At 62.3% G+C, this 15,252-nt stretch carries 12 protein-coding genes, 1 tRNA gene and 1 pseudogene; 11 read left to right on the top strand and 3 right to left on the bottom strand.

Going from position 1 to position 15,252, the window contains the following annotated elements; translation table 11 throughout:
- Positions 1-201 precede the first annotated feature (201 nt).
- The 9 genes and pseudogenes from AC2FNS_RS15795 to speB all read left to right on the top strand — a co-directional run bounded on the left by AC2FNS_RS15795 (position 202) and on the right by speB (position 11,102).
- Positions 202-1,473: an imelysin family protein gene (locus tag AC2FNS_RS15795; RefSeq protein ID WP_496711302.1), complete on the top strand. Its 1,272-nt coding sequence runs from the start codon at positions 202-204 to the stop codon at positions 1,471-1,473.
- A gap of 193 nt (positions 1,474-1,666) precedes the next feature.
- Positions 1,667-2,151 (top strand): annotated as a pseudogene (gene bfr / locus AC2FNS_RS15790) (bacterioferritin).
- Between the two features lie 16 nt (positions 2,152-2,167).
- Positions 2,168-3,658, top strand: coding sequence for a di-heme oxidoreductase family protein (locus AC2FNS_RS15785; RefSeq protein ID WP_496711303.1), 1,491 nt, complete (start codon positions 2,168-2,170; stop codon positions 3,656-3,658).
- 3 nt (positions 3,659-3,661) lie between these two features.
- The gene (locus AC2FNS_RS15780; protein ID WP_496711304.1) at positions 3,662-4,672 is read left to right on the top strand and encodes an imelysin family protein; all 1,011 of its coding nucleotides are present in this window, start codon (positions 3,662-3,664) and stop codon (positions 4,670-4,672) included.
- Positions 4,673-4,675: 3 nt separating this feature from the next.
- Entirely contained in the window at positions 4,676-5,764 is a 1,089-nt protein-coding gene (locus tag AC2FNS_RS15775) for a DUF1513 domain-containing protein (protein ID WP_496711305.1), read from the top strand.
- A 99-nt stretch (positions 5,765-5,863) separates the two neighbouring features.
- Positions 5,864-7,753, top strand: coding sequence for a biosynthetic arginine decarboxylase (gene speA, locus AC2FNS_RS15770; protein WP_496683395.1), 1,890 nt, complete (start codon positions 5,864-5,866; stop codon positions 7,751-7,753).
- A gap of 23 nt (positions 7,754-7,776) precedes the next feature.
- The gene (locus AC2FNS_RS15765) at positions 7,777-8,988 is read left to right on the top strand and encodes a saccharopine dehydrogenase family protein (RefSeq protein ID WP_496711306.1); all 1,212 of its coding nucleotides are present in this window, start codon (positions 7,777-7,779) and stop codon (positions 8,986-8,988) included.
- Between the two features lie 105 nt (positions 8,989-9,093).
- Entirely contained in the window at positions 9,094-10,263 is a 1,170-nt protein-coding gene (nspC, locus tag AC2FNS_RS15760) for a carboxynorspermidine decarboxylase (protein WP_496711307.1), read from the top strand.
- A complete protein-coding gene (gene speB, locus AC2FNS_RS15755; protein ID WP_496711308.1) occupies positions 10,260-11,102 on the top strand; it encodes an agmatinase in 843 nt (280 codons plus the stop codon). The genes nspC and speB overlap by 4 nt, the downstream gene beginning before the upstream one ends.
- Here the strand turns inward: speB and AC2FNS_RS15750 are convergent.
- The 3 genes from AC2FNS_RS15750 to AC2FNS_RS15740 form a co-directional block, all read right to left on the bottom strand.
- A complete protein-coding gene (locus tag AC2FNS_RS15750) occupies positions 11,099-11,689 on the bottom strand; it encodes an HD domain-containing protein (RefSeq protein WP_496711309.1) in 591 nt (196 codons plus the stop codon). The genes speB and AC2FNS_RS15750 overlap by 4 nt on opposite strands.
- 82 nt (positions 11,690-11,771) lie before the next feature.
- Entirely contained in the window at positions 11,772-12,911 is a 1,140-nt protein-coding gene (gene lptF / locus AC2FNS_RS15745; RefSeq protein ID WP_496711310.1) for an LPS export ABC transporter permease LptF, read from the bottom strand.
- A 127-nt stretch (positions 12,912-13,038) separates the two neighbouring features.
- A tRNA-Trp gene (locus AC2FNS_RS15740) sits at positions 13,039-13,114 on the bottom strand.
- 142 nt (positions 13,115-13,256) lie between these two features.
- Between AC2FNS_RS15740 and AC2FNS_RS15735 the strand changes: the two genes are divergently transcribed.
- Both AC2FNS_RS15735 and AC2FNS_RS15730 read left to right on the top strand, forming a co-directional pair.
- Positions 13,257-13,958: a lysophospholipid acyltransferase family protein gene (locus AC2FNS_RS15735; protein WP_496711311.1), complete on the top strand. Its 702-nt coding sequence runs from the start codon at positions 13,257-13,259 to the stop codon at positions 13,956-13,958.
- 421 nt (positions 13,959-14,379) lie between these two features.
- Positions 14,380-14,676, top strand: coding sequence for a hypothetical protein (locus AC2FNS_RS15730; protein ID WP_496711312.1), 297 nt, complete (start codon positions 14,380-14,382; stop codon positions 14,674-14,676).
- Positions 14,677-15,252: the final 576 nt, after the last annotated feature.

The following is a 15,252-nucleotide window of genomic DNA, read 5'->3' as shown; positions in this document are numbered from 1 at the left end:
CAGGCAATAAAGAACGGCGGGTCTCAGCCTCGCCGGATATGGGGAGGCGAGTGAGGCGGGCCATGCAAAGCCCAGGCATCGCCGCGCCCGAAAAGCTGACAAAAAAACTCAGATTGACATACCTGACAATTTAACTCAGTAATTCGGTGCCGCGCATCGACTTCGCGCGCCGAATTTTCATTGAAACAGGACTCCGAAAATATGCCCCGTTTTCTTTCCGCCGCCAGCACCTTGACCTTGCTGATCGCCTCGGCCGCATCAGCCGCAGGCGCTCCGGCGACCTCAGCCGTGCTGGACACCTATGCCGATATCGCCCAAGCCACTTACGAAGACAGCCTGACCGCAGCCAACCGCCTGCGGGCGGCCGTGGGTGCGTTGATCGAACGCCCTTCGGCCCAGACCATGCAGGCCGCCCGCGCGGCTTGGATCGCGGCTCGGGTGCCCTATCAACAATCCGAGGTCTTTCGGTTCGGCAACCCGATCGTCGATGACTGGGAAGGCAAGGTGAACGCTTGGCCGCTGGACGAAGGCCTGATCGACTATGTCGATGCGGCCCATGGCGGGGCCACCGACGAAAACGCGCTTGCGGCCCTGAACGTGATCGCCAACCCGACCTTCCAACTGTCGGGAGAAACCATCGATGCAAGCGAGATCACCCCGACTCTGCTGGCCGAAACCCTGCACGAGGCGGACGGGATCGAGGCCAACGTGGCCACCGGATATCACGCCATCGAGTTTCTGCTGTGGGGACAGGACATGAACGGCCATGGTCCCGGTGCCGGAAACCGCCCGTGGACTGACTATGCGCAGGGCGATGCCTGCACCAACGGGAACTGCGACCGGCGTGCGCAATACCTTCAGGCCGCAACCGATCTGCTGGTCAATGACCTGGAATGGATGGCCACCCAATGGCACGATGGCGGCGCCGCCCGCGCAGCCCTGTTCGAAAATGAAGGCGCTGGTCTGACCGCGATTCTGACCGGGATGGGGTCGCTGTCCTACGGCGAACAAGCCGGTGAGCGGATGCGCCTGGGCCTGATGCTGAACGACCCGGAAGAGGAACATGACTGTTTCTCGGACAACACCCACAACAGCCACTACTATGACGGGCTGGGCATCCAGAACGTGTATCTGGGCAGCTATGTCCGCATCGACGGCACGTTGGTTTCCGGTCCCTCCCTGTCGGATCTGGTTCTGGCCTCGGCCCCTGAACTGGACGACGAGATGAAGACCAAGCTGGCCAACACGATGCAGGCCCTGGGCCGGATCAAGACCACGGCCGAAGCCGGGCTGGCCTATGACCAGATGCTCGAACGCGGCCATGCGGGTGGCGAAGCGCTGATCATGGGGGGCGTCAACGCCCTGATCGACCAGACCAAGACCATCGAGCGGATCGTGACAGCGCTGGATCTGGACCAGATCGCGTTCGAGGGGTCTGACAGCCTCGACAACCCTGATGCCGTTTTTCACTGAAACGCCACCAGCCAGAGCGCGGCAGATCCGCAAGCGATCTTCACGCCGGGAAAAATCTACCACGCTCTGGGGAAATCGGCAGATTGCGGCGGCTGCATTCCACTGTTTCTCGACACGATACGCACAACCGATACCCTTGGGGCACCCATGCAACTCCGTACTCTTCGTGCGGGGTCAACACAGGAGAGCGTAAATGAAAGGCGATCCAAAGGTCATCGAATACTCAACACGTCCCTGCGGCATGAACTGACGGCGGTCAACCAGTACTAGCTGCACTACCGCCTGCAAGAGGACTGGGGCCGGGGCCACATGTCCAGGAGAAGCCGCGAGGAAAGCATCGAAGAGATGCAGCACGCGGACAAGCTGATCGCACGGATCATCTTCCTGGGCGGCCACCCCAACCTGCAGAAGCTCGACCCGCTGCGTATCGGTCAGACGACCAAGGAAACGCTGGAATGCGACCTGCAGGCCGAGATCGACGCTCGGGCCTTGCACAAGGAAGCGCGCGAATACTGCCAACAGGCCGGCGACTTTGTGTCGATGGCGCTGTTTGAACAACTCATGGCGGACGAGGAAGGGCATATCGATTTCCTCGAAACCCAGCTTGACCTGTATGAAAGGCTTGGCGAAGCAAATTATGCGCAACTCAATACATCGAAAATGGACGAGGCCGAATAAGGCGGGCCTCTTCGTGGTGGCCGTTCTTGCAGCCACCCCCTCCCTGTCTCAGGATCTGCGGGACACCCACCTGACCCCTCTCCCCCGAACCGACGCTGAAAGGGCACGTATCGCCGCAGCCACCGCGGTGCCGTCGGATTTCTCGCAGTCCCAGCGCTACGAAGACCTGCCGGCAGGCGCCGCGACGGTGCGCGCTCGTACCAATGCGGATGCGTTCTCGCAACCCTCGGCCAACCTGAGCTTTGAGCAGGAGCTGGATTTCAAGGTCGGCAACGGGCTGTTCAAGAAGGTCTGGGTGTCGGCCCCGTCCTCGACCGTGACCTCGGACGGGCTGGGGCCGCTGTTCAACGCGCGGTCGTGCCAGCGCTGTCACATCAAGGACGGGCGTGGCCACTCCCCTGCCGGACCCGAGGACAACGCCATTTCGATGTTCCTGCGCGTTTCCATCCCCGGGACGCCCGCAGACGCGCCGGAAGGGATCGAGGGTTATCTCGCCACCCTGCCCGAACCCACCTATGGCGGCCAAATGCAGGATTTTGCCCTACCCGGCCACAAGGCCGAGTACCGGCTGGACATCACCTACGAGGAGATACCGCTGGAGTTGTCCGGCGGCGAAACCGTGTCGCTGCGCAAGCCCACCTACAGAGCGGCCGATCTGGGTTATGGGCCTTTGCACCCTGACGCGATGCTCAGCCCGCGCGTTGCGCCGCAAATGATCGGTCTTGGCCTGCTCGAGGCGATCCCGGCCGAGGACATCCTGGCCCAGGCCGACCCGGAAGATACCGATGGAGACGGGATCTCGGGGCGGCCCAACATCGTGTGGTCGAGGGAATTCGGCGAACCCATGCTGGGCCGGTTCGGGCTTAAGGCGGGCATGCCGACGATCATGGAGCAGTCAGCCGCAGCCTTCGCCGGCGATATCGGCATTTCCAGCCCGCTCTACCCCGCGCCCTTTGGCGACTGCACCCCGGCGCAGGCCGATTGCCAGGCCGCCCCGCATGGTGACGGCGACGAACGCAGCTTCGAGATCGACCAGCAGGGCATGGATCTGGTGGCCTTCTACAGCCGCAACCTGGGCGTTCCCGCCCGGCGCGATGTGGATGACCCGCAGGTTCTGCGCGGGAAAGAGGTGTTCCACACCATTGGCTGCGCGTCCTGTCACACGCCCGCTTTCGTCACCCACCGCCTGCCCGACCGGCCCGAGCACAGTTTCCAACTGATCTGGCCCTACACGGACCTGCTGCTGCACGACATGGGCGAGGGACTGGCCGACAACCGCCCCGAGGCCCGCGCCACGGGCCGCGAATGGCGCACCGCGCCACTATGGGGCATCGGCCTGACCGAACGGGTTTCGGGGCACACTCAGTTCCTGCATGACGGCCGCGCGCGCTCGCTTCTCGAAGCGGTCCTGTGGCACGGGGGCGAGGCCCAAGCCGCGCGCGATGCGGTCGTTTCCATGCCCAAGCCCGACCGCGATGCGTTGATCCGGTTCCTCGAAAGTCTGTGACCGATGCGCCTGATTGCCGTGATCCTTTCCGCATTGATCCCGCTCTGCACGGTGGCACAGAACCGCGATGCGGTCCTGGTCGACGTAACCAAGGCCCATGTCCTGCCGCGTTTCGACCACCTTGTCGAAGCGACGGCCACGCTGGATGCCACTGCTCGCGCCGACTGCGCGCCGGGGTCCGCCGATCTGCGCGCGGCCTATCACGCCGCCTTCGACGCCTGGATATCCGCCAGCCACCTGCGGTTCGGCCCGACCGAAGTCGGTAACCGTGCCTTTGCCCTGGCCTTCTGGCCCGACAGCAAAGGGTTCACGCCCAAGGCGCTGTCGGCGATGATCGCGGCCGAAGACCCGGCCATTGCCGACCCCGATGCCTTTGCCGAAACCTCGATCGCCGGGCGCGGATTCCTCGCGCTCGAGAGGATGCTGTACGACCCGGCCTTTGCCGATCAGGGCGATGCGGCCTATCGCTGCGGGTTGATCCGCGCCATCGCCGCCGACATCCATCGCACCACCCGGGCCATCGACCGGGACTGGCACGGCTATGCCCGCATCATTACCCAACCCGGGCCGGACAGCCCCTATCGGTCGTCCAACGAAGCCCTGCAGGAGCTCTACAAGGCCCTTGTCATCGGGCTCGAATTCACGGCCGATACCCGTCTGGGCCGCCCGATGGGCAGTTTCGACCGCCCCCGCCCCAACCGGGCCGAGGCCCGCAGGTCGCTGCGGTCTCTGCGGCATGTGGAACTGTCGCTGGTGGCGCTGCGCGATCTGGCGGCGCGACTGGCGGCCGACCACCCGCAGATTGCGGCCTCGCTGGACGATGCCTTTGCCCGCAGCATCGCCCGGGCGCAGGCGCTGGATGATCCCGCGCTGGCCGGCGTGGCCGAGCCACAGGGGCGGTTTCGGGTCGAGGCGCTACGGCAGTCGATCAACGACATCCGCAGCCTTGCCGCCGCACAGCTGGGTCCGACCCTGGGTATCAGCGCCGGGTTCAATTCGCTGGACGGAGACTGACCCATGACCAGCCGCCGAGGATTTCTGGCCGGTCTGGCAGCCGCCGCTCTTGCCCCCCTGCCTGGCTGGGCGTCGGTCGGCTCGCCCGACTTTCTGTCAGCCGCCTTGTTGAAAGATGGGTTGTACCGCTTGGTCGGGTTGACCAGTTCAGGGGAGGTTCGGTTCTCGATCCCCCTGCCCGGCCGCGGGCACGCCGCCGCCGCCCATCCGCATCTCGCGCGGGCCGTTGCATTCGCGCGCCGTCCGGGGCGGTTTGCGCTGGTGATCGATTGCGCGACCGGGGACCAACTGGCCCGGCTCAAGGCGCCGGACGGGCGTCATTTCTATGGCCACGGCGCGTTTTCGCCCGACGGCCGCCGTTTGTTCACCACCGAAAACGACTACGAGGCAGGCACCGGGGTCATCGGCGTCTGGGACGCGGCCGAGGGCTATGCCCGGATGGGCGAGTTTTCTTCGTCTGGGGTCGGCCCCCATGACGTGGTATTGATGCCCGACGGCAAGTCTCTGGCCATCGCCAACGGCGGCATCGAAACCCATCCGGACACAGGGCGCACCAAGCTGAACCTGCCGACCATGCGCTCGAACCTGACCTATGTCAGCCTCGACGGATCGGTTCTAGAGCAGGTCGAACTCCCCGCGGCGCTGCACAAGAATTCGATCCGACATCTGGCCGTTCGCGCGGATGGCCTGCTGGCCTTTGCAATGCAGTGGCAGGGCGACTTCTCCCACAAGCCGGCCCTGCTGGGGCTGCATCGGCGGGGTGGCCGTTACCACCTGCTGTCTGTGCCGGAAGACATACAGGCGACGCTGGCCGGCTATGCGGGCAGTGTCGCCTTTTCCGCCGAGGGACGACAGGTCGCCATCACCTGCCCGCGCGGCAACGCGCTGCTCGTCTTTGATGCCGAGGCGGTCCGTTTTGACCGCGCCCATTCGTTCAGCGACGTGTGCGGGTTGGGCCCTGGGCCATCCGGCTTTGTCTTTACCACCGGGCACGGCGATGTGGGGCATTTGGCTGGGTCAACCCCGGCGGTATCGCCCCATCCTCGGGTCCACTGGGACAACCATCTGGTTCCCATTCGACCCGTGATCTGAATTGGGCTAACCTCCGAAACAGATTACACTTGGAAGAATCGAACAGCTGCCGTATTGGCGGGCGAAATTTTCACGCCTGCAACGCAAGGACTGACTGGATTGAAACAGACGCCCGTCGCACCGCATTCCATCTACGGAGTTGAAAAATGGGGCAAGGGTCTCATCGAGGTGACGGAGGACGGCGAGATCGGTCTGCGCAATCCCATGGCACCCGATGCGGCGGCAATCAGCCTGCCCGGCATTCTGCACGACCTTGATCAGCGCGGGATCAAAGCGCCGATGATCCTGCGCATCAGCTCGTATCTGGAACGCGAGATCGCGCACATCAACGAAAGCTTCCGCGATGCGATCGCGCGTACCGGCTACAAGGGGTCCTATCGCGGCGTGTTCCCGATCAAGGTGAACCAGCAGGCGCAGGTCGTCGACCGGATCGTCGAGTTCGGCAAGCAATACAATTATGGGCTCGAAGCCGGTTCGAAGCCCGAACTGGTGATCGCCCTGGCGCACCGTCTGGCCCCCGAGGCGCTGATCGTGTGTAACGGGGTCAAGGACGCAGAGTTCATCGAGCTGGCCATTCTCAGCCGCAAGATCGGGTTCAACACGGTCATCGTTCTGGAAAGCCCGAAAGAGGCCGACACGGTCATCGAGGTTTATAACGAGTTGGGCATCGAGCCGCTGCTGGGCGTGCGGGTGAAACTGACCAACCAGATCAGCGGCAAATGGCAGGAAAGCTCGGGGGATCGGTCGACCTTTGGCATGAACACCGATCAGCTGGTCGCGGTCGTCGACAAGCTGCGCGATGCGGGCCTGCTGCATTGCCTGAAGCTGCAGCATTCGCATCTGGGCAGCCAGGTGCCCGACGTGAACGACGTGCGCCGCGCCGTGGGCGAGGCCTGCCGTTATTACACCGAACTGACCCGCGAGGGCGTGCCGCTGACGCACCTGGATCTGGGCGGCGGCATGGGCGTCGATTACACGGGCGAGAAGAAGGCGACCGAGAACTCGATCAACTACACGGTCGAGGAATACTGCGCCAATGTGGTGGAAACCGTGGCCTATGCCATGGACGAAGCCGAAGTGGACCATCCCACGCTGGTGACCGAGAGCGGCCGCGCGGTGGTGGCGACCTCGTCGATGCTGGTGTTCAACGTGCTGGAAAGCACGCTCTATGACGCACCCAACGGCCCCGAGGTGGAACCCGACGACCACCACCTTGTGTCAGATCTGGCGGCGGTGAACGGTTATCTCAGCCACGACCGCCTGCAGGAATGCTGGAACGACGCTACCTTCTACCGCAACGAGTTGCGGGCCCTGTTCCGCCGCGGTTACGTGGACCTGCGTCAGATGGCCCGGGCCGAGCGCATCTACCTGTCGCTGATGGCACGGATCAAGGCGCTGGCGGCCTCGGACGAGGTCGATACTGATGTGGATGACCAGTTGGAGAAGCTGGCCGATATCTATCACTGCAACTTCTCGCTATTCCAGTCGCTGCCCGACGTCTGGGCAATCGACCAGCTGCACCCGATCGTGCCGCTGCAGATGCTGGATCAAGCCCCCGACCGCCGCGCGGTGCTGTCCGACATCACCTGTGATAGCGACGGCAAGATCGACCGGTTCATCTTGGCTGACGGCGTCTCGCCCAGCCTGCCCGTGCATTCCCTGCCCGAAGATCGCGACTATTACATGGGCGTGTTCTTCGTCGGCGCCTATCAGGAAACCCTTGGCGACCTGCACAACCTGTTCGGCGACACCAATGTCGTCACCATCGACCTGCGCGCCGATGGCGGGTTCGACCTGCTGCACGAGCAAGAGGGCGACACCATCAGCGAAGTCCTGTCCTATGTCGAGTTCGACCCCAGCGATTGCATTGCCGCCTTCCGCAAGATGGTGGACGAGGCGATTTCGACCGGCACGCTCAAGGCCAAGGACCGCAAAACCCTGATGAGCGCTTACCGCGACAGCATCAACGGCTATACCTATTACGAATAACCCCGGCGAAAGGAGATTTTCCCATGGGCAAGACACTGGTTGTTGGCGCAGGTGGCGTCAGCCACGCCGCCGTGCACAAGATGGCGATGAATTCCGACATCTTTACCGAGATCACGCTGGCCAGCCGCACCAAGGCGAAATGCGACGCCATCGCCAAGTCGGTCAAGGAACGCACCGGCGTCGACATCAAGACGGCCGAGCTTGACGCCTACAAGGTCGCCGACACCGTCAAGCTGATCAAGGAAACCGGTGCCGAGATCCTGGTGAACCTTGCCCTGCCCTATCAGGACCTGGTGCTGATGGATGCCTGCCTCGAGGCCGGGTGCCACTACCTGGACACAGCCAATTACGAGCCCGAGGACGAGGCCAAGTTCGAATACCACTGGCAATGGGCCTATCAGGACAAGTTCAAACAGGCCGGCCTGACCGCCATTCTGGGGTCGGGGTTTGACCCGGGCGTTACATCCGTCTTCGCCAAGTGGCTCAAGAAACACAAGCTGGACACGATCCGCCAGATCGATGTGCTGGACGCCAATGGCGGCCAGAACGATCAGGAATTCGCCACCAACTTCAACCCCGAGATCAACCTGCGCGAAGTGCTGGCCGACGCCCGCCACTGGGAAGGCGGCGAATGGAAAGTGACGCCGGCCATGACCCACAAGGTCGAGTTCGACTTCCCCGGCATTGGGCCGAAGAACATGTACCTGATGTATCACGAGGAACTCGAGTCGCTCTCGACCCACTTCCCCGAGATCGAGCGTGCCCGTTTCTGGATGACCTTCGGCGATGCCTACATCACCCATGCCAAGGTGCTGCAGAATGTCGGTATGACCCGGATCGACCCGGTGGTGCATAACGGGGTCGAGATCATCCCGATCCAGTTCCTGAAGACGCTGCTGCCCGACCCCGGCGATCTGGGCGCCGAAACCAAGGGCAAGGCCTGCATCGGTGACATCGCCACCGGCCAGGCCAAGGACGGCTCGGGCGAAAAGACCTACTACATCTACAACATCTGCGACCACGAGGAATGCTACCGCGAGGTCGGCAGCCAAGCCGTCAGCTACACCACCGGCGTCCCGGCCATGATCGGCGCGGCACAGGTGCTGAAGGGCAACTGGCGCGAGCCGGGCGTGTGGAACATGGAACAGCTCGACCCGGATGATTTCATGGACATGCTGAACAAGCACGGCCTGCCCTGGCAAGTCCACGAACTCGACGGCCCCGTCGATTTCTGATCCCTCGGGGCGGTCCGCGCGACCGTCCTGCTTCATCTGGCCCAAAATATCCCGGGGGTCCGGGGGCAGCGCCCCCGGCCTCTCCACTTTCAGGAGATGCCGGACATGACCCAATTGATGCAGACACAGGCCGGAGATGCCGGCGCCTTCCGCCACTTCGACCTGACCCGCGTCCCCTCCCCCTGCTTCGTCGTCGACGAAAAGGCGGTCGAGCGAAATCTGGCGGTTCTGGCCGATATCGGCGAGCGTTCCGGCGCGCATATCCTGTCCGCGCTCAAGGCTTTTTCGATGTTCGCGCTGGCGCCACTGGTGCGCCGGTATCTCGGCGGGACCTGCGCCAGCGGCATCTACGAGGCCCGGCTGGGCCGCGAGGAATATGGCGGCGAGGTCGCGACCTTCTGCGCGGGCTACAAGGATTCCGACATCGACGAAATCCTCGCCCTGTCGGATCACATCATCTTCAACAGCCCCGCGCAGAAAGACCGCTTCTTGGCCAAGGCTCAGGCCGCCGGGCGGCAGGTCGGGCTGCGGATCAACCCCGAACACTCCGAAGGCGAGGTTGCGAAATACGACCCCTGCGCTCCGTGCTCGCGCCTCGGCACCCCGGTCAGCCAGTTGGACGCCAAGGCGCTGGAAGGCGTGGATGGCCTGCACATGCACACGCTCTGCGAACAGGGGTTCGAACCGCTGGCGCGCACCTGGGCCGCGGTCGAACCGAAGCTGGCGCCTTTCCTGAACGACCTGGAATGGCTGAATTTCGGCGGCGGCCACCACATCACCCGCAGCGACTATGACCGCGACGGGCTGGTGGATTTCATCAAACACATCCGCACAAAATACGGCGTCGAGGTCTATCTGGAACCCGGCGAGGCGGTGGCGCTGGATGCGGGCATCCTGGTGGGGGAAATCCTGGACCTGCCACACAACGGCATGGATCTGGCGATCACCGACATCTCGGCCACCTGCCACATGCCCGACGTGATCGAAGCCCCCTATCGCCCCGCCCTGATGGACGAGGCCGAAACCGGCCACACCTATCGTCTGGGCGGCCCCTCGTGCCTGGCGGGCGACGTGATCGGCGATTACACCTGGGCCGAGCCGCTGCGGATCGGGCAGCGCTTTGCCTTCCTCGATCAGGCGCATTACTCGATGGTCAAGACCAACACGTTCAACGGTGTGCCCCTGCCCACGATCGCCCTGTGGAACAGCGAAACCGATGAGCTGAAGATCATCAGGCAATTCGGCTACGACGACTTCAAAGAGAGGCTTTCATGAGCATTTTCCTCGACAGCGAACTGACCGAGGCCGAACGCAGCGAAGACGCCCGGTTCCGCGTGATCCCGGTGCCTCTGGAGCGCACGGTCTCCTACGGCTCGGGCACGGCAGGCGGACCCGCCGCGATAATCGAGGCCAGCAATGAGCTCGAACGCATCAGCGGGCATGCCGAACCCTGTGTCGAAGGCATCTTCACCGAGTCCCCGTTGGATTGCGACGGCCCGCTGCCGGACGTCATGGAGCGTCTGGCCCTGCGCACCGAGGTGGCCGTCCGCGCCGGCAAGGTGCCGGTCACGCTGGGCGGCGAACACTCGCTCAGCTACGGCGCGGTCATGGGTGTAGCCCGCGCCTTGGGTCAGCCTCTCGGCATCGTGCAGATCGACGCCCATGCCGACCTGCGCAATGCCTACCAAGGCGAAAAGCATAGCCACGCCTCGGTCATGCACCTGCTGGCCGAGGAAGGTATCCGCCTGGCCCAGTTCGGCGTCCGCGCCTTCTGCGAGGAAGAGGCCCAGAGCCGTTTGCGCCACCATGTCTTTCACGTCGATGCCGAGGAACTGGTGACCGGCAACATCCATGCCGTCGATCTGCCCGAGGATTTCCCCGAACTGGTCTATGTCAGCTTTGACGTCGACGGGCTGGACCCGTCGCTGATGCCCGCAACCGGCACGCCGGTTCCGGGCGGGCTGGGATACTATCAGGCGCTGCACCTCGTCGAGCACGCCCTGAAGGGCCGCCGCTGCGTCGGCTTCGACGTGGTGGAACTGGCCCCGGACGGCAACGCGGCGTGGGATTTCACCGCCGCGCAGATCGTCTATCGCCTTATGGCCTCCTGCTAATCTTCGGCGGTTTCGTTGAGCTCCATGTGCCCCTCGCCCCTGTTCAGGATGCGGCGCAGCATGGGCTCGAAGAACTCCAGCGGCTTGGTCGGATAGTCCGGGTCAAACGCCTTCTGATCGTATTCATGGCAAAAATGGCGGCAGTCCTCCCAATAGGGGCTGTCGCGATACTTGTCGCGCGCATTGCGGTCTCCGCCCAGATGGTGGTTATAGTAATAACCCTGAAACACGCAGTGATGTTTCAAAATCCAATAAGCCTTTTCGCTCACGTAGGGCTTCATCATCGCCGCTGACAGCTCGCCGTGATTGTAGGGCGACAGGATGTCGCCCACGTCATGCACCAGTGCCGCAATCACGATTTCCTCGTCCGCGCCGTCCTCGTAGGCGCGCGTCGCGGCCTGCAGGCAATGCTGGTAGCGGTTGATCGGATAGGGCGTCCAGTCCTCGTCCAGTGACCGGATGGCGTCAAGGATGCGGTCCGGCAGGGCAGCGTTGTAGGCGTCCTCGTAGGCCATGACCGCATCCCAATCGGCCTTCGTTGCCTCTTCGAAACTGGTCCAGTTGGGTGTGTGGCGATTGTCTGGCATGGCGCGCCCCTCGGTTGGATATTGCCCCTAGAGTAGCGCGGCGGATTGCATCCTCAAAGCGAAATGACCCGCGCAGTATCCGTCAGGCCGCCGCCTGACAAGCCGCATCGGACCGGCCGCGTCTACGGGTCAACGGCCGGCCAGCCAGGGCCAGAAACACTCCCGACACAATCACGCCAAGCGCCGCTGGCGCATAGAGAAGCGGCCACAACTGCGGGTCGCCGATGACGATCGGCGAAACGAACCCACGCACGCCTTCAAGCAGAACAAGGATCGTGAAGGCCCCGAATATCTGCGGCCAGAGACCGAAACGCGAAAAACTGCCCAGCATCAGCGTTGCATATCCTACCATGGCAACGGCCACGCAGATCGCAACCCACGAGAACCGCTGATGCAGCTCATCCACCAACTGCCCGATGGAATGGCCCTCTTGCGCGGCCAAGGTATCCAGGTCGCCCAGAAGTTCGGCCGTCGAGATGGCTTCGATGCTGCGCTGTCCCAAGTCCGATTTTCGCGTCAGCTCCGAGATGTCATAGGCGGCATCCTCGAACCGCGTCGATGCAAGCGTTCGGCCGGCCCGGTTCAGCCTTAGTGCCAGCCCGTCAACCATGACCAGATGCACGCCCGACCCATTGTTCACCAGATAGGCCGAGGTGCTGGAATAGGTAGCCGGATTGGCCCTGTCACGCCGGTCCGACACGAAGACTTCGTGCAACGTGCCGTCCAGATCGATTCGGCCGATATAGACCGTGACGCCCGGCACCGGATGCATGAATTCGCCTTCGTTCAGCAACTGCGCAGTGACATCGGCGGCCACTTCGGATTCGCGCCGTTCGAGCTGATCGACCGAAGCGGGGCGCAGGAACACGCTGATGATCGCCATCATCACCCCTGTGACCACCCCGAACAGGAAAACCGCGCGCCCCAACCGCCATGGGCTTGAGCCCGTGGCCAGCATCACCGTCAGCTCGCTTTCGCGGGTCAGGCGGTTGGTGACATATACGGCCGCCGCGAACACGGCCATCGGCATTACCGTGCGGATCAGCGTCGGCAAAGTCAGCGCGGTGAACTCGAGGAACACCATAGCCGACTGACCGCCGCTGATGACCCGCTCGAACAGGCTGACCGAGCGGGTGATCCAGAAGACCCCCACCAGCACCAAGGTGAAAAAGCCGAAAAGCACCAGCAATTGCCGCAGGAAATATCCGTCAAAGCGCGACATGTGACCTCGTTCAGCTGTTCCTGCGATCACGCGGACAATAGGCCATTTGCAAGGCGGAAGAAACCATGATTGCACGTTCGTTGCGCGCGTGGGTTCGGCGGCAAAGCAACGGTCGATGTAAGGGAAATGGCAGGGGCAGCAGGGTTCGAACCCGCGACCTACGGTTTTGGAGACCGTCGCTCTACCAACTGAGCTATACCCCTATACTGCGCCTCAGATATGCCAGCCACGCGGCGGACTCAAGAGGCTTTTTGCAGTTTCCCGCGCCTTCCGGTTTCGACAAACAAGTTGCGCAGGCCGTGCAGTTCGCTAAGACAGGGCTCGGCCAGAAAGAGGATACCCGCCGTGAGCCTGCGCAAGAAGATTGCAGACAGCGAAGCCGTTCTGAACTGGTTGGCTCGGCGCATCGCCGGATATATTCGACTGGTCCATCGCAACACTCGGTGGCAGCGGATCGGCTACGAAGAGCTGGACAAGCTGGCCGAACAGGGCGAGCCGGTCATCGTGGTGTTGTGGCATCAGCGTCTGGCGCAGTCCCCCTATTTCTTCCCCCTGGACAAGGGGCGCATCTGTTCCATCACCTCGGCCGCGCGCGCCGGCAGCATGGTGGGGCGGGTGCAGAAACTGTTCGGAATGGACACCATCGCCATGTCCAGCCACAAACGTCATGTGGCGCTCTCGCGCGAAGTGTTGGGCAAGATGAAGCAGGGCATCTCAATCGGCATAGCCGCAGACGGCCCACGAGGACCCGAGCGGATTTGTTCAACTGTTCCGCTGGTATGGGCACGCAGTTCGGGCAAACGAGTGTTCGGGATCACATATTCCGTGCGCCATGGCCGTGAGGCCGGCACTTGGGATCGTCTCCTGCTGCCTCGCCCCTGGCGAAACGAAGGGGTGTTCCTGTGCCGCGAATGGACTGAAACCGTCCCGCGCAAGGCGACGGAACAAGAGATCGAATCGCTTCGTCTCAGTCTTGAACAGCACATGAATGACATCACCGCCGAAGCAGACCGGATCGTCGATCGAGAACCCTGGGCGCCGGAATAGGGCTGTCCGGTTTGCCTTGGGCAGCGTTTCCTCCGCGACCACGGCCGTCGACCTGATATCGGTCATGCTGCTCCAAGCCCCATGGAACCCAAACGCTGCGCATGCCGCCGCCTCTACGTTCTGCATGAGAACGCGCACCAGAGGCTGGGAAGGATTTGTCGCGTTCGTCAGCCGTCTCTCATCAATATGAAACTGATCGCAAGGCGGTCTGCTGAGAAAGCCGCCGGGTCTCGACGGCACTATGAGCTGTCTTGATCAATACCAGCGCCCTTGACACACTCATATCTACCTTAAGTAGAATGCAATAATTCCTACAAAGCTTTTTATTGTTGCGCTGGGGGGGGCAATTTGCGCCGCACTTTTTGTTGGTCCATTTCTCCCAAGCCAGAAACAGAAAGCACCGGCGGCTCAGATTTAGCGCATGGTGAAGGGCAAGGCAGACCCCTACGACGCATCCACATTCGAGCCATCTGATTTCATTTACCCGACCGTTCAGTCGGACAATATAACCGTTTTCCTGGAATTTCAGCCGGACATCGAAAAGGTTTGCTTAAGCACCCCGCGCGGTTATTTCGATCCACGACTTAAATTTCGAAACAACGCGACGCGGCAAGACCAAGTTTTACTGATTCAAGGTGAAGCTTTCACCCCCTGGCAACCTGAGCTTTTGCCCAAAAACCTGGAGGGGCCCTATGTCGAAACGTTGTCGACCGACTAAGTCCCGATGGATGACCTCACTGCATATCATGTCACCCCCGTTCGCGGGTATACAGCCACTGATGTACCAGCGTTTTATGCGGTCGAGTCTATCACTTGGGCTGAAAACGTCAGTGTCTGGTGCGCCGCCTTTCCGAGATCCAAAAAACCAGCGCCTACGGCGATACAGAGCTGAATATTTCCCGCAATTCCAGCGGTCCAATCACCAACGTGAAAACGTGCAAAAAACCGGGTTCTGTACTGTATCCGGGCTGTCGAATTTACATGGAGTCGCCGCTGGTCGACTTCGATATTGGTTAATTTCTGAACCTTCTACCCCATTGGCAAGACATGTCATGCAATGCACGGGCGATTGTGTCCTGCATAGCCATTAATTCTCTCTGGTACCCGGGTCGAAGCGGTCGTTTTCCGAGCCCCAGACGCAAAAAAGGCCGCCCCTTGTGGAGCGGCCTTCTTTGATTTCCTAACCGTGTTGCTTTCGGCAGATTTTCCTTTGGAAAATCACCTGCCGCAACCAGGCGCGGCAAGCGCGCCTTGCGCGATGATTTTCGACACACTTTTTGTGCGCGTCTCGTGA

The organism is Ruegeria sp. BHSA191 (assembly GCF_059613325.1).
The sequence above is the reverse complement of the archived record's forward strand: the minus strand, read 5'-3'. Positions and strand labels throughout refer to the sequence as shown.